The 22,331-nt window shown below is 72.6% G+C and carries 25 protein-coding genes; 8 read left to right on the top strand and 17 right to left on the bottom strand.

Going from position 1 to position 22,331, the window contains the following annotated elements; all coding sequences use genetic code 11:
- Window positions 1-3: 3 nt before the first annotated feature.
- From AC4MBH_RS21425 to AC4MBH_RS21395, 7 genes are all read right to left on the bottom strand, one after another.
- Window positions 4-309, bottom strand: a complete 306-nt coding sequence (locus AC4MBH_RS21425; protein ID WP_491797436.1) for a thiamine-binding protein — start codon at window positions 307-309, stop codon at window positions 4-6.
- A gap of 29 nt (window positions 310-338) precedes the next feature.
- On the bottom strand, window positions 339-1,031 hold the full coding sequence (locus AC4MBH_RS21420) for a hypothetical protein (protein WP_491797435.1): 693 nt from the start codon (window positions 1,029-1,031) through the stop codon (window positions 339-341).
- Between the two features lie 65 nt (window positions 1,032-1,096).
- Entirely contained in the window at window positions 1,097-1,603 is a 507-nt protein-coding gene (locus AC4MBH_RS21415) for a SigE family RNA polymerase sigma factor (protein WP_491797434.1), read from the bottom strand.
- Complete coding sequence (locus AC4MBH_RS21410) at window positions 1,587-2,906, bottom strand: hypothetical protein (protein WP_491797433.1); 1,320 nt, start codon at window positions 2,904-2,906, stop codon at window positions 1,587-1,589. The genes AC4MBH_RS21415 and AC4MBH_RS21410 overlap by 17 nt, the downstream gene beginning before the upstream one ends.
- 73 nt (window positions 2,907-2,979) lie before the next feature.
- Window positions 2,980-3,639, bottom strand: coding sequence for a DUF6891 domain-containing protein (locus tag AC4MBH_RS21405; RefSeq protein WP_491797432.1), 660 nt, complete (start codon window positions 3,637-3,639; stop codon window positions 2,980-2,982).
- Between the two features lie 108 nt (window positions 3,640-3,747).
- Window positions 3,748-6,651 (bottom strand): aconitate hydratase, encoded by a 2,904-nt coding sequence (locus AC4MBH_RS21400; RefSeq protein WP_491797431.1) that lies wholly within the window; start codon window positions 6,649-6,651, stop codon window positions 3,748-3,750.
- A gap of 224 nt (window positions 6,652-6,875) precedes the next feature.
- On the bottom strand, window positions 6,876-7,511 hold the full coding sequence (locus tag AC4MBH_RS21395; protein WP_491797430.1) for a hypothetical protein: 636 nt from the start codon (window positions 7,509-7,511) through the stop codon (window positions 6,876-6,878).
- 123 nt (window positions 7,512-7,634) lie between these two features.
- Between AC4MBH_RS21395 and AC4MBH_RS21390 the strand changes: the two genes are divergently transcribed.
- From AC4MBH_RS21390 to AC4MBH_RS21380, 3 genes are read left to right on the top strand one after another with little or no spacing between them, the layout of a single operon-like run.
- Window positions 7,635-8,441 (top strand): ABC transporter permease, encoded by an 807-nt coding sequence (locus tag AC4MBH_RS21390; RefSeq protein ID WP_491797429.1) that lies wholly within the window; start codon window positions 7,635-7,637, stop codon window positions 8,439-8,441.
- The gene (locus AC4MBH_RS21385) at window positions 8,438-9,271 is read left to right on the top strand and encodes an ABC-2 family transporter protein (protein WP_491797428.1); all 834 of its coding nucleotides are present in this window, start codon (window positions 8,438-8,440) and stop codon (window positions 9,269-9,271) included. Before AC4MBH_RS21390 ends, AC4MBH_RS21385 begins: the two co-directional genes overlap by 4 nt.
- Window positions 9,268-10,239, top strand: coding sequence for an ABC transporter ATP-binding protein (locus AC4MBH_RS21380; RefSeq protein ID WP_491797427.1), 972 nt, complete (start codon window positions 9,268-9,270; stop codon window positions 10,237-10,239). The genes AC4MBH_RS21385 and AC4MBH_RS21380 overlap by 4 nt, the downstream gene beginning before the upstream one ends.
- A gap of 4 nt (window positions 10,240-10,243) precedes the next feature.
- On the opposite strand, the gene AC4MBH_RS21375 is transcribed toward AC4MBH_RS21380, so the two are convergent.
- Window positions 10,244-11,032, bottom strand: a complete 789-nt coding sequence (locus AC4MBH_RS21375) for a VWA domain-containing protein (protein WP_491797426.1) — start codon at window positions 11,030-11,032, stop codon at window positions 10,244-10,246.
- A 140-nt stretch (window positions 11,033-11,172) separates the two neighbouring features.
- Between AC4MBH_RS21375 and AC4MBH_RS21370 the strand changes: the two genes are divergently transcribed.
- On the top strand, window positions 11,173-11,745 hold the full coding sequence (locus AC4MBH_RS21370; RefSeq protein WP_491797425.1) for a dihydrofolate reductase family protein: 573 nt from the start codon (window positions 11,173-11,175) through the stop codon (window positions 11,743-11,745).
- Window positions 11,746-11,755: 10 nt separating this feature from the next.
- Here AC4MBH_RS21370 and AC4MBH_RS21365 read toward each other — a convergent pair whose 3' ends face one another.
- Both AC4MBH_RS21365 and AC4MBH_RS21360 read right to left on the bottom strand, forming a co-directional pair.
- Entirely contained in the window at window positions 11,756-12,862 is a 1,107-nt protein-coding gene (locus AC4MBH_RS21365; RefSeq protein ID WP_491797424.1) for a class I SAM-dependent RNA methyltransferase, read from the bottom strand.
- Window positions 12,863-12,866: 4 nt separating this feature from the next.
- Entirely contained in the window at window positions 12,867-14,882 is a 2,016-nt protein-coding gene (locus AC4MBH_RS21360) for an APC family permease (protein ID WP_491797423.1), read from the bottom strand.
- A 57-nt stretch (window positions 14,883-14,939) separates the two neighbouring features.
- Between AC4MBH_RS21360 and AC4MBH_RS21355 the strand changes: the two genes are divergently transcribed.
- Window positions 14,940-15,590: a potassium channel family protein gene (locus AC4MBH_RS21355; protein ID WP_491797501.1), complete on the top strand. Its 651-nt coding sequence runs from the start codon at window positions 14,940-14,942 to the stop codon at window positions 15,588-15,590.
- A complete protein-coding gene (locus AC4MBH_RS21350; protein ID WP_491797422.1) occupies window positions 15,587-16,270 on the top strand; it encodes a potassium channel family protein in 684 nt (227 codons plus the stop codon). The genes AC4MBH_RS21355 and AC4MBH_RS21350 overlap by 4 nt, the downstream gene beginning before the upstream one ends.
- 53 nt (window positions 16,271-16,323) lie before the next feature.
- On the opposite strand, the gene AC4MBH_RS21345 is transcribed toward AC4MBH_RS21350, so the two are convergent.
- Genes AC4MBH_RS21345 through dut form a run of 4 tightly spaced genes read right to left on the bottom strand, consistent with a single transcriptional unit; the run spans window position 16,324 to window position 18,581 of the window.
- Window positions 16,324-17,100 carry a DUF3159 domain-containing protein gene (locus tag AC4MBH_RS21345; protein ID WP_491797421.1) on the bottom strand — a complete coding sequence of 259 codons (777 nt, stop codon included), beginning with the start codon at window positions 17,098-17,100 and terminating at the stop codon, window positions 16,324-16,326.
- On the bottom strand, window positions 17,097-17,459 hold the full coding sequence (locus AC4MBH_RS21340; protein ID WP_491797420.1) for an OB-fold nucleic acid binding domain-containing protein: 363 nt from the start codon (window positions 17,457-17,459) through the stop codon (window positions 17,097-17,099). The genes AC4MBH_RS21345 and AC4MBH_RS21340 overlap by 4 nt, the downstream gene beginning before the upstream one ends.
- A 14-nt stretch (window positions 17,460-17,473) precedes the next feature.
- Window positions 17,474-18,106 carry a DUF3710 domain-containing protein gene (locus AC4MBH_RS21335; RefSeq protein WP_491797419.1) on the bottom strand — a complete coding sequence of 211 codons (633 nt, stop codon included), beginning with the start codon at window positions 18,104-18,106 and terminating at the stop codon, window positions 17,474-17,476.
- A gap of 4 nt (window positions 18,107-18,110) precedes the next feature.
- A complete protein-coding gene (dut, locus tag AC4MBH_RS21330; protein WP_491797418.1) occupies window positions 18,111-18,581 on the bottom strand; it encodes a dUTP diphosphatase in 471 nt (156 codons plus the stop codon).
- A gap of 50 nt (window positions 18,582-18,631) precedes the next feature.
- Between dut and AC4MBH_RS21325 the strand changes: the two genes are divergently transcribed.
- Together AC4MBH_RS21325 and AC4MBH_RS21320 are read left to right on the top strand one after the other, a co-directional pair.
- On the top strand, window positions 18,632-19,102 hold the full coding sequence (locus AC4MBH_RS21325) for a DUF3093 domain-containing protein (protein ID WP_491797417.1): 471 nt from the start codon (window positions 18,632-18,634) through the stop codon (window positions 19,100-19,102).
- Window positions 19,103-19,112: 10 nt separating this feature from the next.
- A complete protein-coding gene (locus AC4MBH_RS21320; RefSeq protein WP_491797416.1) occupies window positions 19,113-19,424 on the top strand; it encodes a DUF4235 domain-containing protein in 312 nt (103 codons plus the stop codon).
- 527 nt (window positions 19,425-19,951) lie between these two features.
- On the opposite strand, the gene AC4MBH_RS21315 is transcribed toward AC4MBH_RS21320, so the two are convergent.
- The 3 genes from AC4MBH_RS21315 to AC4MBH_RS21305 all read right to left on the bottom strand — a co-directional run bounded on the left by AC4MBH_RS21315 (window position 19,952) and on the right by AC4MBH_RS21305 (window position 22,281).
- On the bottom strand, window positions 19,952-20,242 hold the full coding sequence (locus AC4MBH_RS21315) for a DUF4193 domain-containing protein (protein ID WP_491797415.1): 291 nt from the start codon (window positions 20,240-20,242) through the stop codon (window positions 19,952-19,954).
- A 135-nt stretch (window positions 20,243-20,377) separates the two neighbouring features.
- Window positions 20,378-21,196, bottom strand: a complete 819-nt coding sequence (locus AC4MBH_RS21310) for an inositol monophosphatase family protein (RefSeq protein WP_491797414.1) — start codon at window positions 21,194-21,196, stop codon at window positions 20,378-20,380.
- Window positions 21,193-22,281 carry a ferrochelatase gene (locus AC4MBH_RS21305; RefSeq protein ID WP_491797413.1) on the bottom strand — a complete coding sequence of 363 codons (1,089 nt, stop codon included), beginning with the start codon at window positions 22,279-22,281 and terminating at the stop codon, window positions 21,193-21,195. Before AC4MBH_RS21305 ends, AC4MBH_RS21310 begins: the two co-directional genes overlap by 4 nt.
- Window positions 22,282-22,331 lie beyond the last annotated feature (50 nt).

Here is a 22,331-nt window from a genome sequence, read left to right as displayed (position 1 = left end):
GGGTCAGCGCCCGTCGTCGAGGGCGCGCTCGAGCCGCTCGAGCTTGGCGGTCATCTCCCCCGTGCGTCCCGCGCGGATGTCGGCCTTGAGCACCAGGCCGACGCGGGGCGAGACCTCGGCGACGACGTCGACGGCGCGCTTGACGACGTCCATCACCTCGTCCCACTCCCCCTCGATGTTGGTGAACATCGCGTTGGTCTCGTGGGGCAGGCCCGACTCGCGGACGACGCGCACCGCGGCGGCGACGGCCTCGGCCACGCCTCCGTCGGCGTCACCGGACACGGGGCTGATGCTGAAGGCGACGATCATGCCGTCACGCTAGCCCCGAGGGGCAGGGGTCAGAACAGGGTGTACTGGTCGGAGCCGAGGAAGAACCCCCGCGAGCGCTCGGGGTCGATGCAGGTGACCCCGACGTCCTCGACGAGGCACAGGACACCGGTCGCCGCCGAGCCGCCCACCGAGCCGACCGCGAGCAGCCTGCCGCCCGGTTCGCGGATCGTGTCGCTGTTGCACTCCGCGGTGGCGCCCCGGTCCTCGAGGAGGACCCGTCCCACGTTCTCGGTGGGCCCGTTGCCGCAGTAGTCGGGGTCGGGGATGCCCCCGCTGGGCAGCTCGCAACCGACCAGGAAGGTCGGGTCGAGCAGGCAGTAGGTGCCGGCCGCGGTGCGGAACCGCCTCATCTGCACCGGCTCCTGCCCGGCCGCGTCGAACCGCGCCCGCGCCTCGTCGTACGTCGTGGGGCCCGGGCCGGGCGGCTCGACCGGCGTCTGGGTCAGTGTCGGGGTCGGGGGGCTCGGCGTGGCCGGCTCGGACGTCGGCTCCGACGCGGTCGGCGTGGACGTCGGCTCCACCGGCTCGCTCGTGGGCTCGCTGGTCGGCTCGCTGGTCGGCTCGGTGGTCGGCTCGGTCGCGGTCGAGGTGGTCTCGGACGTGGGCTCGGAGGGGGCGGCGGAGTCGGGCTCGTCGTCGCCGCACCCGGTGGCACCGAGGGCGAGGACGACGGCCAGCACCACGAGGGGAAGTCGGGTCACCGAGCCATCGTCGCGGCCGCGGACGTCGCCGCACCGCAACCGACGGGTGCTCGGCGCGCCGCCGGTCAACCGACCTCGAGGGGGCCGATCGCCGGGAGCCTGCGGCGCAGCACCGACAGCGCGTCGCGAGCCTGCGACTTGACGGTGCCGACGGCGATGCCGAGCACGTCGGCGGTCTCGCGCTCGGTCAGGTCCTCGAAGTAGCGCAGCACCACCACGGCCCGTTGGCGTGGCGCGAGCGACAGCAGCGCCTGCCGCAGCTCCTCCCGCTCCACGACGTGGTCGTCGAGCCTCCCGGTGGCCGCGCCCTCCGGGGGGTGGTCGGTGGTGACCTCGCGCCAGCGACGCGCGCGCCAGCGGTTGACGCTCTCGCGCGCCAGGATCCGGCGCACGTAGGGCTCGGGGTCGTCAGCGATCTTGCGCCAGTGCGGCACTGCCTTGATCAGCGCGGTCTGCACGAGGTCCTCGGCGTCGGCGTGGCTGCCGGTCAGCAGGTACGCCGTGCGGAGCAGGGCGTGCCTCCGCGCAGCGACGTACTCCTCGAACCCGTCCCGGTCAGCGGAGCTTGGCACGACGCCTCCGGACACCGCGGAGCAGCACGAGCAGGAGCATCAGGGAGCCCACGCCCAGGACGACCACCAGGCGCCGGTCGACCGCGCGGTCGGGCTCCGGCCCGTCCACGAGCGGTCCCCGCAGTGCGTCGGTAGCGACGACCAGAGCCGCCCGGCCCTGCGGGTGTCCGTCGAACGTCACGACCCGGTCGAGCGACCCGTCCCGGAGGTCGACGGTGTCGAGCCCGTTGCCCGAGGCGCCAGTGACGACGTGGTCGGCGTCGCGCCACCCGGCCACGTAGGCGTAGTCGGCCGCGACCGCACGAACCGTGCCGGCCGGGTCGGCCAGGTCGGCCACCATGAGGCGGGCGCCGAGGCCGTCGCGCGGAGCCCACACGACCCGGGTCCCGTCGGGACTGACGGCGATGCTGCCCGGCTCGGCGGCTGCCGGCAGCCGCGGGCCGGGGGTCACGGTGCCGTCGGGCGCGACGAACGACGTCCGGCGACCGTCGACGGTCAGGAGGCGGTCGCCGACGGAGGTGGCGTCGGCGAGGCCGAGCCATCGGCGCTCACCGGCCAGCCGCGGATCGTCGCGGGCCAGGTCCCAGACCAGGCTGCGGCCCGCCTGGCGGCTGCTACCCGTGTTGTCGGGGAGGGCGTCGTAGACGCTGTAGTCCGCGAGCAGGACGTCGTCCCCGGCCCAGGCCAGGCCCTCGACGACGACGCCGTACGACGTCTCGAGGTCGTGGCGACGCACCTCACCGGTCGTCGTGTCGTAGACCGCGACGCCGGTGGTGCCGAGTCCCCCCTCGACCGGCCCCTGGAAGCCGTAGGCGACGTGCCGGCCGTCGGGCGACAGCGCGAACCCGGCACCGTCCTCCGGCAGGGGTTCGTCGCCGGGAGCCGCCCCGGCGTCGGGGAGGTCGAGGAACCGGTACTCCCCGCTGGCCGAGATCCCCACCAGTCCCGACGTCGAGGAGAACAGGGAGGAGCGATTCGCTCCGGTCACCGCGACGAGCGGCCCGATCGGCCCGTCGTCGGCGGTGCCGCCGGTCCAGGCGCTGGGGACGTGCATCCGGTCGAGCAGCGGCAGCGGCTGATCGGTGCCCGCCGGCGCGACGTCCTGCCCGGACCCCGACACGACCGCCCCTGCGACACCGGCCATGCCGGCGACCACCAACAGGGCGAGGGCACCCGCTCCTGTCTGCCAGCGCCGGTGCCGCCGCCGCCCCCGGCCCCACAGGTCGGTGGAGTCGAGCGTGCGGGGGCCCTCGTCGGCCAGGTCGGCCAGGCGAGCGGTCAGCTGGTCGGTGGGTGCGGTCATCGGTCCTCCTCGGGTCCTCGACCACCTGCACGCGACGAGCGGCCCCGGTGGTGGGGTCCGGAGCCGAACTTTCTCAGACGGCCGGCAGCGGCTTGCGCCAGTCGCGGACCGTCACCTGGATCCGCTGCTCCGCGGAGCCGTCCCAGGTGACCGCGAGACCCTGCGCGGCGACCGCGTCGCGCACCAGCCGACCGACGGCACGGTCGGCCTCGGCCGGGTCGGTGCCGGGGGCGGCCAGCGGGCGGAAGGCGCTGAAGGTGAGGAACAGCGTGGCCTCGCCGTCGACGGCGTCCAGCAGCCGCTCGGCGTCCTGCTCGTGGAAGAACGTGTAGGCCCACTCGCCCGTCCGCTCGTCACCGATCTCGTCGGTGCCGCAGGTGTTGCAGCAGGTGAAGCACATCCGACCCAGCACGCCCTCGTGGGCCAGCCCGTCGTACGCCGCCGCGAGCCGGTCGAAGTCGCCGCCGCCGGGGGCCGCTGCGAGCTCGGCGGCCCGCCGGTCCCACTCCTCGCGGGCGATCCGGTCGGCCGCCAGCGCCTGCGCCTGCGGGTCGGCGTCGTCGAGCGGGTGGTCCTCGAGCACGACCCGCACGTGGTCGAGCTCGGCGAACCCGGGCCACACGAGGTCGCGGGCGATCTCCCGCAGCTCGGCCTCCTGCTCGCCGGTCGGCGGTGCACCCGGCTGGGGGTCGGGTCGGGGCTCGGGTGTCGGGCGGCGGAACGGATTGCGCATGGGGTCAGGCTGCGCGCCGACGGGGACCCCCAAACCACCCGGTTCCCGACGCTGGTCGAGGAAGGCGCGCCGGCGCCTGTCTCGAGACCTCCTCGACCAGCGTTCGCGTCAGGCCGACTGGCGACGGAGGTTGCGCAGCACGTACTGCATGATCCCGCCGTTGCGGTAGTAGTTGGCCTCACCGGGGGTGTCGATCCGGACGACGGCGTCGAACTCCACGTCGCCGGCGGTGACCCGGACCGTGCGCGGCGTGGTGCCGTCGTTGAGCCCGGTGATGCCCGAGATCGCGAACGTCTCCTCGCCGGTCAGGCCGAGCGACTCGGCGGTCTCGCCCTCGGGGAACTGGAGCGGGATGACGCCCATGCCGATCAGGTTGGAGCGGTGGATCCGCTCGTAGGACTCGGCGATGACGGCCTTGACCCCCAGCAGCGAGGTGCCCTTGGCGGCCCAGTCGCGCGAGGAGCCGGAGCCGTACTCCTTGCCGGCCAGGACGACGAGCGGCGTGCCGGCGGCGACGTACTTCTCCGAGGCCTCGTAGACCGTGGTGACCGGCCCGTCGTCCTGGGTGAAGTCACGAGTGAAGCCACCCTCGGTGCCGGGCGCGAGCTGGTTGCGCAGCCGGATGTTGGCGAATGTGCCGCGGATCATCACCTCGTGGTTGCCGCGGCGCGAGCCGTAGGAGTTGAAGTCGCGCTGGCCCACGCCGTGCTCGGCGAGGTACTGCCCGGCGGGGCTGTCCTTCTTGATCGCACCGGCCGGGCTGATGTGGTCGGTGGTGACCGAGTCGCCGAGCTTGAGCAGCACCCGAGCACCCTCGATGTCGGTGACGGGCTCGGGCTCGTCGGGCATCCCGTCGAAGTAGGGGGGCTTGCGCACGTAGGTCGACTCGGGGTCCCAGGCGAAGGTCTTGCCCTCGGGGGTGGGCAGCGACCGCCAGGTCTCGTCGCCGGCGAACACGTCGGCGTAGCCGTCGTCGAACATCTCCGAGGTGATCGCCTGGGCGATCACGTCCTCGACCTCCTTCGAGGTCGGCCAGATGTCCTTCATGAAGACGTCGTTGCCGTCCTGGTCCTGGCCGAGCGGGTCGTTGAACAGGTCGACGTCCATGGAGCCGGCCAGTGCGTAGGCGACGACCAGCGGCGGGGACGCGAGGTAGTTCATCTTGATGTCGGGGTTGATCCGACCCTCGAAGTTGCGGTTGCCCGACAGCACCGAGACGACCGCGAGGTCGTGGTCGTTGACGGCCTGGCTGACCTCGGGGATGAGCGGGCCGGAGTTGCCGATGCAGGTGGTGCAGCCGTAGCCGACGAGGTTGAAGCCGAGCTTGTCGAGGTACGGCGTGAGGCCGGACTTCTCGTAGTAGTCCGAGACCACCTTGGAGCCGGGCGCGAGCGTGGTCTTGACCCACGGCTTGCGCTCGAGGCCCTTCTCGACGGCCTTCTTGGCCAGCAGCGCCGCGCCGATCATCACCGACGGGTTGGAGGTGTTGGTGCACGACGTGATCGCCGCGATCGTCACCGCACCGTGGTCGATCTCGAACTCGGTGCCGTCCTCGAGCCGGACGCTCGCCTTGTTCGACGGGCGACCCTCGCCGGAGGCGGCGTGGGTGTGCCAGTCGTCGGGGGTGCCGCTGCCGTTGGCGTGGTCGGAACCGCCACCGCCGTTGGACGACGGCGCGTCGCTGGACGGGAAGGACTCCGCGGAGGCCTCGTCGACCTCGGACGTGACGCCCTTCGGCTTCTCCTGCTGGGGCACGCCGGGCTTGCGGTCGTCGCCGCCGGTGTCGCCGTCGGTGACGTAGTCGGCCAGCGCGGTCCGGAAGGCCTCCTTGGCCTCCGACAGCGAGACCCGGTCCTGCGGCCGCTTCGGGCCCGCGAGCGAGGGGACGACGGTGGCCAGGTCGAGCTCGAGCTTCTCGGAGAAGCGCGGCTCGACGTCGGGGTCGTGCCAGAGGCCCTGCTCCTTGGCGTAGGCCTCGACGAGCGCGAGCTGCTCCTCGGAGCGGCCGGTGAGCCGGAGGTACTTCGTCGTCTCCTCGTCGATCGGGAAGACCGCGATCGTGGAGCCGAACTCGGGGCTCATGTTGCCGATGGTGGCGCGGTTGGCCAGCGGCAGCACCGAGACGCCGGGCCCGTAGAACTCGACGAACTTGCCGACGACGCCGTGCTTGCGCAGCATCTCGGTGATCGTGAGCACCAGGTCGGTGGCGGTCGCGCCCTCGGGCAGGTCACCGTTGAGCTTGAAGCCGACGACGCGCGGGATCAGCATCGAGACGGGCTGGCCGAGCATCGCGGCCTCGGCCTCGATGCCGCCGACGCCCCAGCCGACGACGCCGATGCCGTTGACCATGGTGGTGTGGGAGTCGGTGCCGACGCAGGTGTCGGGGTAGGCCTGCAGGGTCGTCCGACCGTCTCCGGCGTCGACCTCACGCGTGAAGATCGTGCGGGCGAGGTGCTCGATGTTGACCTGGTGGACGATGCCGGTGCCCGGCGGGACGACCTTGAAGTCGTCGAAGGCGCCCTGGCCCCAGCGCAGGAACTGGTAGCGCTCGCGGTTGCGCTCGTACTCGATCTCGACGTTGCGCTCGAACGCCTCGGGCGTGCCGAACACGTCGGCGATCACGGAGTGGTCGATCACCATCTCGGCGGGCGCGAGCGGGTTGATCCGGGTCGGGTCGCCGCCGAGGTCGGCCATCGCCTCGCGCATCGTGGCCAGGTCGACCACGCAGGGCACGCCGGTGAAGTCCTGCATGATCACGCGCGCCGGCGTGAACTGGATCTCCTTGCTCGGGTCGGCCTCGGGGTCCCAGCCGGCGATCGCCTTGATGTCCTCGGCGGTGATGTCGGCGCCGTCCTCGGTGCGCAGGAGGTTCTCCAGCAGCACCTTGAGGCTGAACGGCAGGCCGGCGACGTCGAGCCCCTCACCGGTGACCGCGTCGAGGCGGAAGATCTCGTACGACGTCCCGTCGACGTCGAGGGTGCTCTTGGCGCCGAAGCTGTCCTTGCTGGGCATCAGCCGTCTCCTCGTGGGTGCTCGTGGTCCCGCCATCTTGCCGCCGCGCCGGTCGGCGCGGGTAGTAAGGCGGGCCTAACCCGCTGGCGAACTCTCTTGATGTCAAGATACACGATGTCGAGAAGCCGGCGCGAGATTTCACCGGTCCACCGGGGAAATCTCGGCCCCCGCCCCCACGCCACCCCCGATCGCCGTCCGTCGCCGTCCGTCGCGGTCCGTCGCGGTCAGCCGGGGTCGACCGACCCGGCGGCGACGTACTGCGCGATCAGCCGGCCGTTGTAGAAGCGACCGTGGGTCGCGGCGTCGTCCTCCTGCAGCACCAGCTGGTAGGTGTGCTTGCCCGCGGCGACCGGAAGCACGGTGGTGGCCGCCTGGGCCTGGTCGAAGTACCCGTCGTCGTCGCCGGTGTCCCAGTCGGTCTCGAAGACGACGGCGGCGCCGTCGCGCATGGTGACGTGCACGTAGCTCGTGGCGTCCCTGCTGTCGAAGACGGCCTGTCCGGTGAGGACCACGAACCCGGCCGCCGGCGCGGTGATCTGCACGGTGGCGGCGACGTCGTTGCCGCCGGTCATCGTGACGTTGCTCGTGGTGGCGCTGGCCCGGACGACGACGTTCCGCAGGGTGGCGTCCTTGACGTCCGCCCCGGTGATGCTCCCGTCCTTGACCTTGGACCCGGTCACGGCGCCGCCGGCCAGGTCGACGGTCCGGACCTGACCGTCCTTGATCTGCGGGGACCCGACGGAGTTCTTGGCGAGGCCGGACGCCACGGCGGCGCCGCCGCCCCCGAGGGCGACGACGAGGGCCAGGGTGGCGGTGACGTTCGCGTAGGACAGACGACGGCGGGAGGTGGTGGTGGTCACGGGGTGCCTCTCGTGCGGGTGCTGGAGCACTCATCCAACGACGGCTGTCGGGGGCCGCGCATGACCCGATGTCGTCATCCCGGGCTTGGCAGGTGTGCGCTACCGGGGTAGGTTCTCGCGCTTGTGCGCGACGCGGGGAGGGTCTACTGCCGGCTCCTGGTCGCCGGGTTCCGGCGGCAGTCGACCTACCGCCTGGCCGCGCTCGGGGGCCTGGTCGCCAACACGACGTTCGGTTTCCTCAAGGTGGCCATCCTGTTCGCCGCGGTGCGCGAGGCCGGGGGCGACCTCGAGGGCTACGACCTCGGCGCCGTGAGCGCCTACGTGTGGATCAGCCAGGCGATGCTGGGGTCGGTCAACCTGATGGGGCGCACCGACCTCGCCGAGCGGATCCGCACCGGCGACGTCGCCGTCGACTTCCTGCGCCCGGTCGACGTCCAGGGCGCGTTCGTGGCCACCGAGGTCGGGCGGTCGCTGTTCGCGTTCCTGCCCCGCGGGGTGCCGACGCTCGCGATCGGGGCCCTGGTCATCGGGGTGCCGTGGCCGGACGGCGTCGTCGCGCCGGTGCTGGGCATCCTCAGCCTGCTGCTGGCCGTCACCGTCTCGGCGACCACGGTCTACCTGGTGGCCACCGCGGGGTTCTGGCTGGTGGAGACCCGCGGCCTGCAGATCCTCTACATGATCGTGTCCGGGTTCTTCGCCGGGCTGTTCCTGCCGATCTGGTTCTTCCCCCACTGGCTGTTCGTGGCGGCCAGCGCCACGCCGTTCCCGTCGATGCTGATGTACCCCACCGACATCCTCGCCGGCCGGGTCGACGACGGCGGCGCCGTCGTCCACGTGCTCGTCCAGGTCGGCTGGCTGCTGGCCACGGTCGCGGCCGGTCAGTGGCTCACCCGGGCCGGCCGCCGGCGCCTGGAGGTGCAGGGCGGATGACGCAGACCTCGCGACTCGCCGACCGGACGGCGCCCTACCGCGCCGTGGTCGCGTCCCGGGTGCGGTCCCAGCGCAGCCACCGGGCCAGCTTCCGCGTCGACCTGGTGAGCAGCCTGCTCGTCGGGGTCGTCGAGCTCGCCGAGGTCGCGGTGCTCTACCTGCAGGTCGACCGCATCGGCGGCCTCGACCTGGCGGCCGTCCTGCTGGTCTTCGCGATCGCCGACATCGGGTTCTCCCTGGCCGACATGGTGGTCGGTCACTGCGACACGATCCCGACGTACGTCCGCGCCGGCACGCTCGACGTGTTCTACCTGCGGCCCCAGCCGCTGCTGCTGCAGCTGATGACCAGCGACCTGCAGCTGCGGCGGGTCGCGCGCGCTGCGGTCGGCGTCGCGGTGCTCGTCGCCGCGCTCGTCGTCAACGACGTGGCCTGGTCCCCCGCCGCGGTCCTGCTGCTCGCGACGGCGCTCGTCTGCTCGACGCTGACGTTCGCGGCCATGTTCGTGTGGGCCGCCGGCGTCCAGTTCTTCCTCATCGACGGCGCCGAGACGACCAACGCGTTCGTCTACGGCGGCCGGTACGCCGCCACGCAGCCGGCCACCGTGTGGGGCCGGCCGCTGCTGGTGGTCTTCGGCTTCCTCTTCCCGATGGCGTTCACCGCCTTCCTGCCGGTGGTGACGCTGCTCGACCTCGACCTCGACGGCGCCCAGCGGCTCGGCCTGCCGGACTGGATCGGCTGGACGGCGCCGCTCGCCGCCGTCTGGGCGTGGGCGCTCGCCGCGCTGAGCTGGCGGCTCGGGGTACGGCACTACCAAGGAGGCGGCGGATGACGACCGAGACGATCGTGCGGACCGAGGGGCTCGGCCGCGACTTCACCGTGCGCGACGGCCTGCGTCGCCGCACCGTCGTCGCGGTCGACGACCTCTCGGTCGAGGTCGCCGCCGGCGAGGCGGTCGGCTACATCGGTGCCAACGGCGCCGGGAAGTCGACGACGATCAAGATGCTCACCGGCATCCTGGTCCCCACCCGTGGCGAGGTGACCACGTGCGGGCTCCGGCCCGTGCCCGACCGGCGGCGCCTCGCCCGCGAGGTAGGGGTGGTCTTCGGTCAGCGCACCCAGCTGTGGTGGGACCTGCCGGTGCGCGAGTCGCTGCGCATCCTGGCCGCCATCCACTCGCTCTCCCCCATGCGCGAGCGCGAGCGCAGCGACGAGCTGATCGACCGGCTGGAGCTGGGAGAGTTCCTCTCGACCCCGGTGCGGCAGCTCTCGCTCGGGCAGCGGATGCGCGCCGAGGTGGCGGCGGCGCTGCTGCACTCGCCGCGGCTCGTGATCCTCGACGAGCCGACGATCGGGCTCGACGTGCTGTCCAAGCAGCGGCTGCGCGAGTTCCTCGTGGCCGAGCGCCGCACCCACGGCACCACGCTGCTGCTCACCACCCACGACATGGGCGACGTCGAGCGGTTGTGCGACCGGATCCTGCTCGTCGACCGCGGGTCGCTGGTCTTCGACGGCACCCTGGCCGGGCTGTCGGCCACGGTCGGCGCCGAGCGCGTGATGGTCGTCGACCTCGCCGCCCCCGGCGACCACGGCGTGCCCGACCTGGTCGACGTCGAGGGCACCCGGCACCGGGGCAGCGAGGGCGGCGGGCTGCGCCAGCGACTGTCCTTCGACCCCGGCGCCACCACGGCCGCCCGGGTCCTGGCCGAGGTGGCCCGGCACGCCGAGGTCCTCGACCTGGCGATCGAGGAGCCCGACGTGGAGGACGTCGTACGCCGGGTCTACGCGTCCCGGCGGTGAGCGGTCAGACGACCATGCCGAGGCGGCGGGCCTCGGCGACGTACTCGCCGTACTCGTCGAGCAGGGCGTCGATGAGCTGCTCGTCGCTGAGCGCGTCGATCGAACCGATCGGCTTGTAGTCGGCGTTGTCGATCACCCGCTCCTCGAGGTCGTCGAGCTTCTGCAGGAACTCGAAGGACTCCTTGCCGATCGAGAGGAACTTCCAGAAGATCGGCGCGGTCGAGACCTCGATGAGGGCCTGGACGGCCTGCGGCTTGGAGTTGGGCGCGCCGTCGGTGAGGAAGATCGCGAAGACCGGCTCGTTGGCCGGCCGCATGCCGGGCGGCAGGGCCACGTCGACGGCGCCCTCGACCTTCTTCTTGCGGCCGAACAGGCCCTTCTTCTCGCCCTGCACCACCTGCGGCGGCGGGAACCCGAAGTGGTCGCGCACGGTGCGGAACGCGCCGGCGTAGTCGGTGGTGCCCATCCGGCGTCCCTGCGTCAGGCGATCGACGGCGCCGGCGTAGTTGGTCAGCGGCACCTCGCCGAGGTAGGCCGCGCTGGAGTCGAAGACGAAGAAGTCGATCGCGCCGTCGTCGTCGAGCTGGGTCGCGAGCGCCAGGATGCGCTCGGTGAGGCGCTGGACCCGGCCCTCCTTGTACTCGCGCGACATCGAGCCGCTGAAGTCCATGACGACCGCGACCTTGGCGCGGCTGCCGAACAGGTTGCGCTTCTCCAGGCTGACCTTGGCCTGCTTGGCCAAGGAGACCAGCTCGGGGGCGGTGGACTCGACCTTGTCGAGGGAGATGGGCATCTGGGACCTTCCGTCGGGGGTGCGGAAGGCCATCCTGTCCGACCCGGACCAAAACAAAAGTGCGGCGAGGTGTCGGATGACACCCGGCCCGTTCGTGGAGAGGGTGACAGCACCCCCCGACGACTCACCAGGAGCACCCCATGCGCACCCTCATCGCCACCGCCTTCCTCTCCCTCGACGGCGTCGTCGAGGGCCCGGGCGGCGAGCCCGGCCACCGCAGCAGCGGCTGGACCTTCAAGGCCGTCGAGCACGACGACGCCGCCTACGAGCTCAAGGGACGCGAGCAGGAGGAGGCCACGGCCCTGCTGCTCGGCCGGGTCAGCTACCAGGCGTTCGCGCCGGTGTGGCCCGACATGACCGACGTCTTCCCGCGCTACAACGCGATGCCCCGGTACGTCGTCTCGACCACCCTCGACGAGGCCGCCCTCGAGCCGCGCTGGCCGGCCACCATCCTGCGCAGCCTCGACGACGTCGCGGCGCTCAAGGAGACCGAGGGCGGCCCGATCTCGATCCACGGCAGCGCGAGCCTGGTCCGCAACCTGACCGACGCCGGCCTCGTCGACCGCTTCCACCTCCTGGTCTTCCCGGTCCTGCTCGGCGCCGGCAAGCGCTACTTCAGCGAGACCGACAAGGCCCAGCAGGTGCTGCGGGTCACCGAGTCGCAGACCTACGCCAACGGCGTGCAGAAGCTCGTCTACGACGTCGTGCGCTGACCCGCGCCGGTCAGCCTCGCTCCAGCAGCGCGACGCACTCCACGTGGTGGGTCATCGGGAAGAGGTCGAAGGCGCGCAGCGAGGTGAGCCGGTAGCCGTGCTCGGCGAAGAGGGCGACGTCGCGGCCCAGGGCTGCGGGGTCGCAGGCGACGTGGGCCACGGCCCGGGGCGTGCGGACGGCGACCTGCTCGACCACCGCCCGCTTGGCGCCCTCGCGGGAGGGGTCGAGGACGACGAGGTCGACCGGCTGGGCCGAGCGGCCCGCGAGCACGGTCGCGACGTCGCCGGTCAGCGTGGTGGCCCCGGCCACGTTGCGCGCCGAGCACGCCGAGGCGGCCGGGTTGCCCTCGACCGTCGTCACCCGGGCCGGGTCACCGACCCGGTCGGCGAGGAACCGCGCGAAGAGCCCGACGCCGGCGTAGAGGTCGAGGGCCGACTCCCCCGGCCGCGGGTCGAGAGCACCGATCACCGCGTCGACCAGCGTCTCGGGTGCACCGGGGTGGACCTGCCAGAAGCCCTCGTCGGCCACCTCGAACGCGACGCCGTGCACGAGGTGGGTGGCCGGGTCGGGCGACTCGAGCAGGCACTGGTCGACCGGCACCAGGTCGTGCGAGCGGTGCTTGCGCATCGCGCGGTGACCGTCGGGCAGGCGCGCGTAGCGCTGCCGGGTGCGCCAGCCGAGCCCGCCCACGTCGCCGGGCACGGCCTCGACCACGACGTCGACCTCGAGGCCGGCGAGGCGGCGCAGCTGCTCGGCGACGACGGCGGCCTTGAGGTCGCGCTGGTGCGGGACGCCGACGTGCTGGAAGTCGCAGCCGCCGCACGCGTCGGGGCCGGCGTACGGGCAGGGCGCCTCGACGCGGTGCGCCGACGGGTCGAGCACCTCCACGGCGTCGGCGCGCCAGAACCGGTCGCCGTCGGTGCCCTCGGTCACCGCCACCACCACGCGCTCCCCCGGCAGGGCGTGCCGCACGAAGACCGCGCGACCCTCGTGGCGGGCCACGCAGAACCCACCGTGCCCGACGGGGCCGACCTCGACCTCGAACCGCTCCCCGACCCGCGAGGCGCCGCGGGCCTGGCGGGCCCGCGGGCGTCCGCGGGGTGTCCGTCGGCTCATCGCGTCACCGCTGACCGCGGCGGGTGTCGCCCGGGCGCGAGCGGAGCGCCTCGCGCTCCTCGCGCTCGACCGCGATCTGCGACGACCGCAGCTGGAAGGGCACCGAGATCACCATCACGCCGGGGGTGAACAGCAGCCGGCCCTTGAGCCGCAGGGCGGTCTGGTTGTGGAGCAGCTGCTCCCACCAGCGGCCCACGACGTACTCGGGGATGTAGACCGCCACCACGCCGCGCGGGTTGGCCCGCCGGATCTCGGTGGCGTAGGCGACGATCGGGTTGACCAGCTCACGGTAGGGCGAGTGCAGCAGCTTGAGCGGGACGCCGAGGTTGCGGCGCTCCCAGGTGTCGATGAGCTTGTTGGTCTCGCGCGGGTCGCTGGCGACGTAGACCGCCTCGAGGATGTTGGGCCGCGACGCCTTGGCGAAGGCCAGCGCCCGCAGCGTCGGCTTGTGCACCTTGGAGACCAGCACGATCGCGTGCACCCGCGTGGGCAGCAGGTTGTCGGCCTCGTCGACCTCGAGCTCCTGGTTGACGCTGACGTAGTGCTTCTTGATGGCCTTCATCAGCATGAAGAACGTGCCCATCGCCAGGATCGTGATCCAGGCGCCCTGCAGGAACTTGGTGAGCAGCACCACGACCAGGACGGCGGCGGTGAGCGCGAGGCCGACGGCGTTGATGATGCGCGAGCGCTGCATGCGGCGCCGCTCGGCGGCGTCGCGCTCGGTGGCCAGGCGACGGCTCCAGTGGCGCATCATCCCGAGCTGGCTGAGGTTGAAGCTGACGAAGACGCCCACGATGTAGAGCTGGATCAGCCGGGTGACCTGGGCGTCGAAGGCGATGATGAGCAGGATCGCCATCACGGCGAGGAAGACGATGCCGTTGGAGTAGGCGAGCCGGTCGCCGCGCGAGCCGAGGGCGCGGGGCGCGAACCCGTCGCGGGCCAGGATCGAGCCCAGCACCGGGAAGCCGTTGAACGCCGTGTTGCTGGCCAGCACCAGGATCACGCCGGTCGAGATCACGACGAAGTAGAAGCCCGGCGGGAAGTGGTCGAAGACGCCGTCGGCGATCTGCGCGATCAGGGTCGGCTGGTCGTAGTCGTCGGGCAGCGGGCTGCCGTCGGCGTAGGTGAGCCGGTCGAGGTCGTGCGGGTCGACGTAGCGCACGTGCATCTCGCGGGCGAGCGTGACCACGCCCATCATGAACGTGATCGCGATCAACCCGAGCAGGGCCAGCGTGGTGGCGGCGTTGCGGCTCTTCGGGCGCTGGAAGGCCGGGACGCCGTTGGAGATGGCCTCGACCCCGGTGAGCGCCGCGGACCCGGAGGAGAAGGCGCGGGCGACCAGGAAGACCAGCGCGATCGTGGTGATCGTGCCCTCGTAGCCCTCCGCCTCGACGATCCTGAGGTCGGCGCTCGCCGCCTCCGGCAGGTCGCCCATCAGGTCGCGGGCGAACCCCCACACGCACATCACCGTGATGCCCACGATGAAGGCGTACGCCGGCACCGCGAACGTCGTGCCCGACTCGCGCACGCCGCGCAGGTTGGTCAGGGTGAGGAAGACCGCCAGCCCCACGGCGACCAGCACCTCGTGCTCGGCCAGGAACCCGAGGGCCGACGCGGCGTACTGCGCCGCCGAGGACAGCGACACCGCCACGACCAGGACGTAGTCGACGATCAGCGCGGCCGCGACGGTGATGCCGGCGTTCTGGCCGAGGTTGACGGTCGCGACCTCGTAGTCGCCGCCGCCGCTGGGGTAGGCGTGCACGGTCTGCCGGTAGGAGCTGACCACGGCGAGCATCACGATCGCGACCGCGATGGCCACCCACCACGAGTAGGCGTAGGCGCTGACGCCGGCCAGGGACAGGATGATGAAGATCTCGTCGGGGGCGTAGGCGACCGACGACAGCGCGTCGCTGGCGAAGATGGGAAAGGCGATCCGCTTGGGCAGCAGGGTCTCCCCCAGCTGCGCACTCCGGAGCTTGCGCCCCAGCAGTATTCGCTTGGAGACGTCACCCACACCCACGGCTGGAGCATAGGGGAGCACCGTGCCTATACCGTGATCCCCGTGCACGTCGTGATCATGGGTTGTGGCCGGGTCGGCTCGACCCTGGCGCGCAGTCTCGAGGACCGGAACCACACCGTCGCCGTCATCGACAGCGAGCCCGATGCGTTCCGGCGGCTGGGCCCGGCGTTCAACGGCGACAAGGTGACGGGCTACGGGTTCGACCAGACGGTGCTCGAGAAGGCCGGCATCAAGCGGGCCGACGCGTTCGCCGCCGTCTCCAGCGGTGACAACTCCAACATCATCGCCGCCCGGGTGGCCCGCGAGCAGTTCGGCATCGAGCAGGTCGTGGCCCGGATCTACGACCCGGGCCGCGCCGAGGTCTACCAGCGGCTCGGCATCACGACGGTCGCGACCGTGAAGTGGACCGCCGACCAGGTCCTGCGCCGGCTGCTCCCGGCCGGCGCCGAGCCCGACTTCCGCGACCCCAGCGGCGCCATCCGGGTCGACCACGTGCCGGTGCCGGAGGTCTGGGTGGGTCAGCGCACCATCGCCCTGCAGGCCCAGACCGGCGCGCGGATCGCGTGGATCGACCGGCTCGGCGAGGGGATGCTGCCCGACCGCGAGACCGTCATCCAGGAGAACGACCTGCTGCACCTGGTGATGCGCGAGGCCGACGCCGGCCACGTGTTCCAGATCATCAAGAACGGTCCTGAGGAGCAGGGATGAGAGTCGCCATCGCCGGGGCCGGGGCCGTCGGCCGCTCCATCGCCGCCGAGCTGATCCAGAACGGCCACGAGGTGCTGCTCATCGACAAGAGCCCGCGCTCGGTCCAGCCCGAGCGGGTGCCCGACGCCGAGTGGCTGCTCGCCGACTCCTGCGAGCTGTCCTCCCTGGAGGAGGCGCGGCTCGACAAGTGCGACGTCGTCATCGCCGCCACCGGCGACGACAAGGTCAACCTGGTCACCTCGCTGCTGGCCAAGACCGAGTTCGGGGTGCCGCGCACCGTCGGGCGGGTCAACCACCCCAGCAACGAGTGGCTGTTCACCGAGGCGTGGGGTGTCGACGTCAACGTCTCCACCCCGCGGATCATGTCGGCCCTGGTCGAGGAGGCCGTCACCGTCGGCGACCTGGTGCGGCTGTTCACCTTCCGCCAGGGCGGCGCCAACCTGGTCGAGATGACGCTGCCCACCGACTCGCCGTACGTCGGCAAGCCGACCGGGCTGATCCCGTTCCCGGAGAACTGCGCCCTGGTGACGATCCTGCGCGACGGCCAGGTCTACGTGCCCGACCCCGAGCAGCCGGTCGAGTCCGGCGACGAGCTGCTGTTCGTCGTCCCGGCCGACCTCGAGGACGAGCTGGAGCGGCTGCTGGCGCCCGGGTCGCACCCGACCAAGCCCCCCGGCTAAGGGGACGGAGCCGGAACGGGCGCGTCGAGACCCCCGCAGCGGCGGCACCCACGTCACGACGGCGTGCCGGGCTCCAGGGGCGTCGCGTTGCGGGCGAGCAGCCACACCATCGCCGACCAGGACGCGATCCGCAGCGGCCAGCCGAGGCCGTAGCGCAGCGCGGCGATGATCGCGACGGCCGTGCCGGTGTCGATGGCGTCCTGCCAGCCGAGGACCCACACGGGGCCCTGCAGGGCGACGCCGACGGCGCCGGGGGCGCCGAGCAGCAGGGTCAGCCGCGAGCAGAGCCGTACGACCTGCTTGTCGGCGTGCCAGGCGGTGGGGTCGCCGGTGACGCTGCCGAGCATGAACCCGACCGCGGGCCAGCGCGCGACGACCGAGCCGAACAGCACGATCGTGTAGGCGAGGCTGTAGAGGATGCCGGGGAGGAAGAAGGCGAGCGCCTGGTCGTCCTCGGACCCGCCACTGCCGGCGGCGATCCGCACGAAGACGTAGCCGATGCCGATCGAGAAGAGCGCGTTGAGGACGTACTGCAGCGTGCTGCGCTGCAGCAGCCGGACCGCGAGGGCGATGCCGGCCGAGGCCAGGCTGAGGACCAGGGCGAGCCGCAGGTCCTTGGTCGGCAGCCACACCGCGGTGAAGATCAGCCCGGGCACCGCCGCCTCGAGCATGCCGCGCCGGCCGCCGAGCGCGGCCGACATCTGCTGGCGGACCATCGCCTCGACCGTGGCCACCGTCGGGGCCGGCTTCTCGGGTCCGTCCAGGCCCCCCGGGCCTCCCGGACCCGCTGCGGCGCGTGCGGCGTGGTCCTCGTGCTCGCCGGTCGTCACGCGATCAGCTCGTAGCGCGGGTTGTAGATGATCCGGACGCCGTCGTGGACGCCGATCCGCCCGCGCACCTGGATGCCGCGACCGGGGTCGATCCCGGCGATCCGCCGGCGGCCGAGCCAGACGATCGTCAGCACCCCGGACCCGTCGTACAGCTCGGCCTCGAGGGCGGGTACGCCGCCGCGCGGGCGCACGGTGACGGTGCGCACCGTGCCGCGCAGCGTGACCAGCTGACGGTCGGGCGCATCGACGATCGCGAGGTCACCGGCACCGGCGTAGGTGCGCCGCATGTCGCGGGCGTAGGTGTCGTCGGGGTTGGCCCACCTGCTGATCGTGCGCCGCAGCCGGCTCTTCTCGGCCATGGTCGCCGCGACGCTCAGCCCTGGGCCGGCGGGGTCACCCGGCGGGCGCTCTCGGGCAGCACCAGCGGCAGCGGCTCGCCCACCATCTTGGGGTCGCTCCCGCGGCGGACGGCGACCCTGGTCAGCACGTCCTCCCACCGCGTCGAGTCGTCGACCTCACGGGCGGGCTTGCCGAGGAACGTGGCCCGCAGCAGCCAGCGTGAGCCGTTGATGCCGACGATCCGCGAGGCCTGGACCGCGTTGCCCTCGGGCCGCTTGACCTGGATCTCGCAGAGCAGCTCGGGGCCGAACCGGCCCTCGCGCTCGGTGGCGGTGCCGCCGCGCTGGGTCATGTCGGCGGCGATCTTGGGGCGCACCTCGCTCCACAGGTCGCCGTGGCGCGGGGCGGCGAAGGCGCGGATCTCGACGGCACCCTCGGGACCGGCCAGCATCACCGACTGCACCTGGCCGGAGGCCTCGTCGACCTGCATGCGCAGCTCGTGCTCGGGCGTGGGGGCGATCAGCAGCGACCCCAGGTCGACGCGCTCGAGCCCGTCGTCGGGCAGGTCGTCGGCGTCGTAGGGGCCCTCGGCGGGCTCGGCCGTCGTCGCCGACTCCTCGACGGCGGGGTCGGCCGCCCCGACGGTGGACTTGCGGCGGAACTTCACGGGGTCACTCCTCGGTGGCGGACAAGGGTGGTGCGAAACCACCTGTAGAACCGTAGCCCCCGCTCCCACGGGCGCTGTCGGGGAGGCTCTGGACCTCGACGAACGCGGCCCGCTCGAACCGCTGCACCACCAGCTGGGCGATCCGGTCGCCGCGCTGCAGCTCGATCGGCTCGCGCGGGTCGTGGTTGACGAGCAGCACCTTGACCTCCCCGCGGTAGCCGGCGTCGATGGTGCCGGGGGTGTTGAGGATCGACAGCCCGTGCCGCGCCGCGAGGCCCGAGCGCGGGTGCACCAGGGCGACGTAGCCGTCCGGGAGCGCGATCGCCACCCCGGTCGGGACCAGCGCCCGCTCCCCCGGCGCCAGCGTCACGTCGACCGTGGTCACCAGGTCGGCGCCGGCGTCACCGGGATGCGCGTACGCCGGCAGCGGCAGGTCGGGGTCGAGGCGGACCACCTGGATCTCGAGGTCGGGCACGGACGGACCCTATGACGTGCCGGCCCTGGCCCGGGTGCGAGGCTTGACCCGTGGTGACGGCCTACGACGAGCGACTCGCCGTACCGCTGCGCTGGTGGGTCCAGTGCTCGATGCTGGTGGTCTCGCTGTGGCTCGCCCTCGTCGTCGCGGTGCCCGGGCCGCTGGCCTGGTCGGTGACCGCGCTCGCGCTGGCGCTGATGGTCGGCGCGCTGCGCAGCTACGGCTCGCCGCGGATCGTGGTCGGCGACGGCGAGCTGCGGGTCGGCCGGGCGCGGATCGAGGCCGCCCACCTCGGCACCGCCCGCTCCCTCGACGCCGAGCAGGCCCGCCGCGCGGCCGGCGTCGACGCCGACGCCCGCGCCTTCTTGATGCTGCGGCCCTACCTCGCCCGCGCGGTGCAGGTGGAGATCACCGACCCCGCCGACCCGGCGCCGTACTGGCTGGTCGGCACCCGGCACCCCGACGAGCTCGCCGCCGCCGTGCAGGCGGTGTCCGCTCACCGCGACGAGCCCGGGCGCTAGGGTCGTGCCCATGGCGAAGAAGGACACCTCTAGCGGCTCCGACAGCTCCAAGCTCTGGTCGGTCTTCTCCCTCGTCTCCGCGCTCGGCGCGGCAGCCGTGGCCAAGAAGGGGATCAACGCCTCCTGGAAGGTCGCCACCAGCAAGAACCCGCCCGAGAACCCGGCCGACCCCGACGTCGACCTCCGCGAGGCCGTCGCTTGGGCCGTGGTCAGCGGCGCCCTCATCGGCCTCGCCCGGATGCTGGCCCAGCGCCGCGCCGCGTCGTACTACCACCGCTCGACCGGCCACCTGCCGCCCGACCTGCGTCGCGACGGGAAGTAGCCGCCGCTCGCGCCGGTCCGTCGGCGGGGGCTGGCAGGCGGGATTTCACCGGTGGACCGGGGAAGTCTGAAGTTCCCGGGCATTGCATCGCCTGGGGAGCTCAGGTTCTGCCTGGTAGGTGGTGCGGGTGGGTTCGGCGTGACTGGTGGGACCGGACCGGGTGCCAACTTCCCCGGTGCACCGGGGAAACCCGCACCTCGGGGCCGAAACATCGCCCCCGAACCGCGAGTTCTGCCCCCGAAGGTCCGCGAGTCTCGGGCCCCGTGGTCTCGAGACGGTTGCTAGCGCAACCTCCTCGACCAGCGTCGGTCGCGGCTGCCGGCGCAACCTCCTCGACGAGCGTCGGTCGCGGCTGCCGGCGCAACCTCCTCGACCAGCGTCGGTCGCGGCTGCCGGCGCAACCTCCCCGACCAGCGTCGGTCGCGGCTGCCGGCGCAACCCCCTCGACCAGCGACCCGCCACCCGCCCCGAGACCAACGACCCGCCGGCCCCACGGAGCGGGGACGGCGGGTCGGCGTACGGCTGGATCAGGCGCAGTCGCGGCAGATCATCTTCTTCTCGTCGGCCAGCTGGCTGCGGTGGTGCACCAGGAAGCAGCTCATGCAGGTGAACTCGTCCTCCTGCTTCGGCTTCACCTCGACGGCGAGCTCCTCGTGGGAGAGGTCGGCGCCGGGCAGCTCGAAGGACTCGGCGGCCTCGGTCTCGTCCTCGTCGACCTTGCCGGAGTTCTTGTCGTGCCGCCGTGCCTTGAGCTCCTCGATGCTCTCCTCTGACTGCTCTTCCTCGTTCTTGCGCGGTGCGTCATAGTCAGTCGCCATCGCGTCGCTCACTCCCCTCTACTGTCAATGTCCCTGGATGTCGGCCCCCGCCCGGCGCGGCAGATCATGCACCATGGATCCCGTTGGGGGAACACCGGTCGGTAGACGGTGCCCAGAACGGCGCTGGACACCGCGCTATTCCGCCCAGAACCCCGCGTCGCGGGTGGCCTGGACCAGGTCGTCGAAGCCGTGTGTCGGACCACACACCAGCAGGGTCAGACCGCCGGCTCCGGGGCCGGTCACGGAGCTGGCACCGGCCGCCCGCGCGACCAGTCCGCCGGCGGCGTGGTCCCACAGGTTGACGCCCTCCTCGACGTAGGCGTCGAGCAGTCCCTCGGCCACGTGGCACAGGTCGAGCGCACACGAGCCGAGGCGGCGTACGTCGCGGATGCGGGGCAGCAGGCGGGCCACGGCGGCGGCCTGGACGACCTTGACCTCGGTCACGTAGGAGAAGCCGGTGCCGACCAGGCGCCGGTCGAGCGGGCGGGGCGGCCCGACCCGGATCGGTACGCCGTCGCGCAGGGCGACCGTGGTGCCGTCGGCGCCGGGGCCGGCGACGTACTCGACGCCCTTGGCGACGTCGACCACGACGCCGGCGACGGCCTCGCCGTCGACCTCGGCGGCGATCGAGACGGCGTACTGCGGGATGCCGTAGAGGAAGTTGACGGTGCCGTCGATCGGGTCGACGACCCAACGCACGCCCGAGGTGCCGGGCACGTCGTCGCCCTCCTCGCCCAGGATCGCGTCGTCGGGACGGCGCGCCTGCAGGCGCTCGCGCACCAGCGCCTCGGTGGCGCGGTCGGCCTCGGTGACGACGTCGATCGCGCTGGTCTTGGTGTCGGCGACGGTGACGGTGCCGCGGGCCCGGTCGCGCACGAGCTCGGCCGCCTCCCGGGCGACCTCGACGGCCAGGTCGGCCAGCTCGGCGGCCAGCCCGGTGGCGGGCCGGCTCATTCGGGGACGCCGGTGAGCGCCGGGCGCGGGGCGCGCGGGTTGGGGCAGCACCCGACGGGGCAGCGGTCCCAGCACGGCCCGAACGTGCCCTCGGCGGCCCGGGCGACCTCGGTGCCGCGCTCGACGGCGGCCCGCTCGAGCAGCAGGTCGCGCACGACCGCCACGAAGCGCGGGTCGTCGCCGGGCGTGGCGGCCCGGCGGAACGGCAGCCCGAGCCGCTCGGCGGTGGCGGCGGCCTCGGTGTCGAGGTCGTAGATGACCTCCATGTGGTCGGAGACGAACCCGACCGGCACGACGGCCACTCCCGGCACCCCGGCGGCAGCCAGCTCCTCGAGGTGGTCGTTGACGTCGGGCTCCAGCCACGGCACGTGCGGCGAGCCCGAGCGGGAGCAGAAGACCAGGTCGTGCTCGTGGCGGCGTCCGGTCTGGGTGGCGACCGCGTCGACCACGACCTGGGCGACGTCGCGGTGCTGGGTGACGTAGGCGCCGTCCATCTCGGGCGGGCCGCTCGCGTCGTTCATCGCCGTCGGGATCGAGTGGGTCACGAACACGATCCGCGACTCGGCCGGCAGGTCGGCCAGTGCGGCGACGGTGGCGTCGACGACCGGCGCCACGAAGCCGGGGTGGTTGAAGTAGTGCCGCAGCTTGTCGAGCACCGGGGCGTCGGCGCCCTCGGGGAGCGCGGCGACGGCGTCGTAGAGGTTCTCGCGGTACTGGCGGCAGCTCGACCACGACGAGTAGGCGCTGGTGACGAAGCACGCCGCCCGGCGGACGCCGTCGGCCGTCATCTGGCGCAGGGTCTCGGTCAGGTACGGGTCCCAGTTGCGGTTGCCCCAGTAGACCGGCAGGTCGACGCCGTGCTCGTCGAGGTCGGCACGCAGCGCCGCCAGGAACGACCGGTTCTGGTCGTTGATCGGCGAGCGGCCGCCGAAGAGGTAGTAGTGCTCCCCGACCTCCTCCAGCCGCTCGCGCGGGATGCCACGACCGCGGGTGACGTTCTCCAGGAACGGCACCACGTCGTCGGGGGCCTCCGGTCCGCCGAAGGAGACCAGGAGCAGGGCGTCGTACGGCGTCGCGTCGGGCACGCCCACATCGTAGGAGGGGGCGCTCCACCAGAGGGGTGACGCCCGATCGG

The sequence above is a fragment of the Nocardioides sp. WJ219 genome (genome assembly GCF_058559815.1).
Note: the sequence above shows the minus strand (reverse complement) of the source record. Positions and strands in the feature narration are given on the sequence as shown.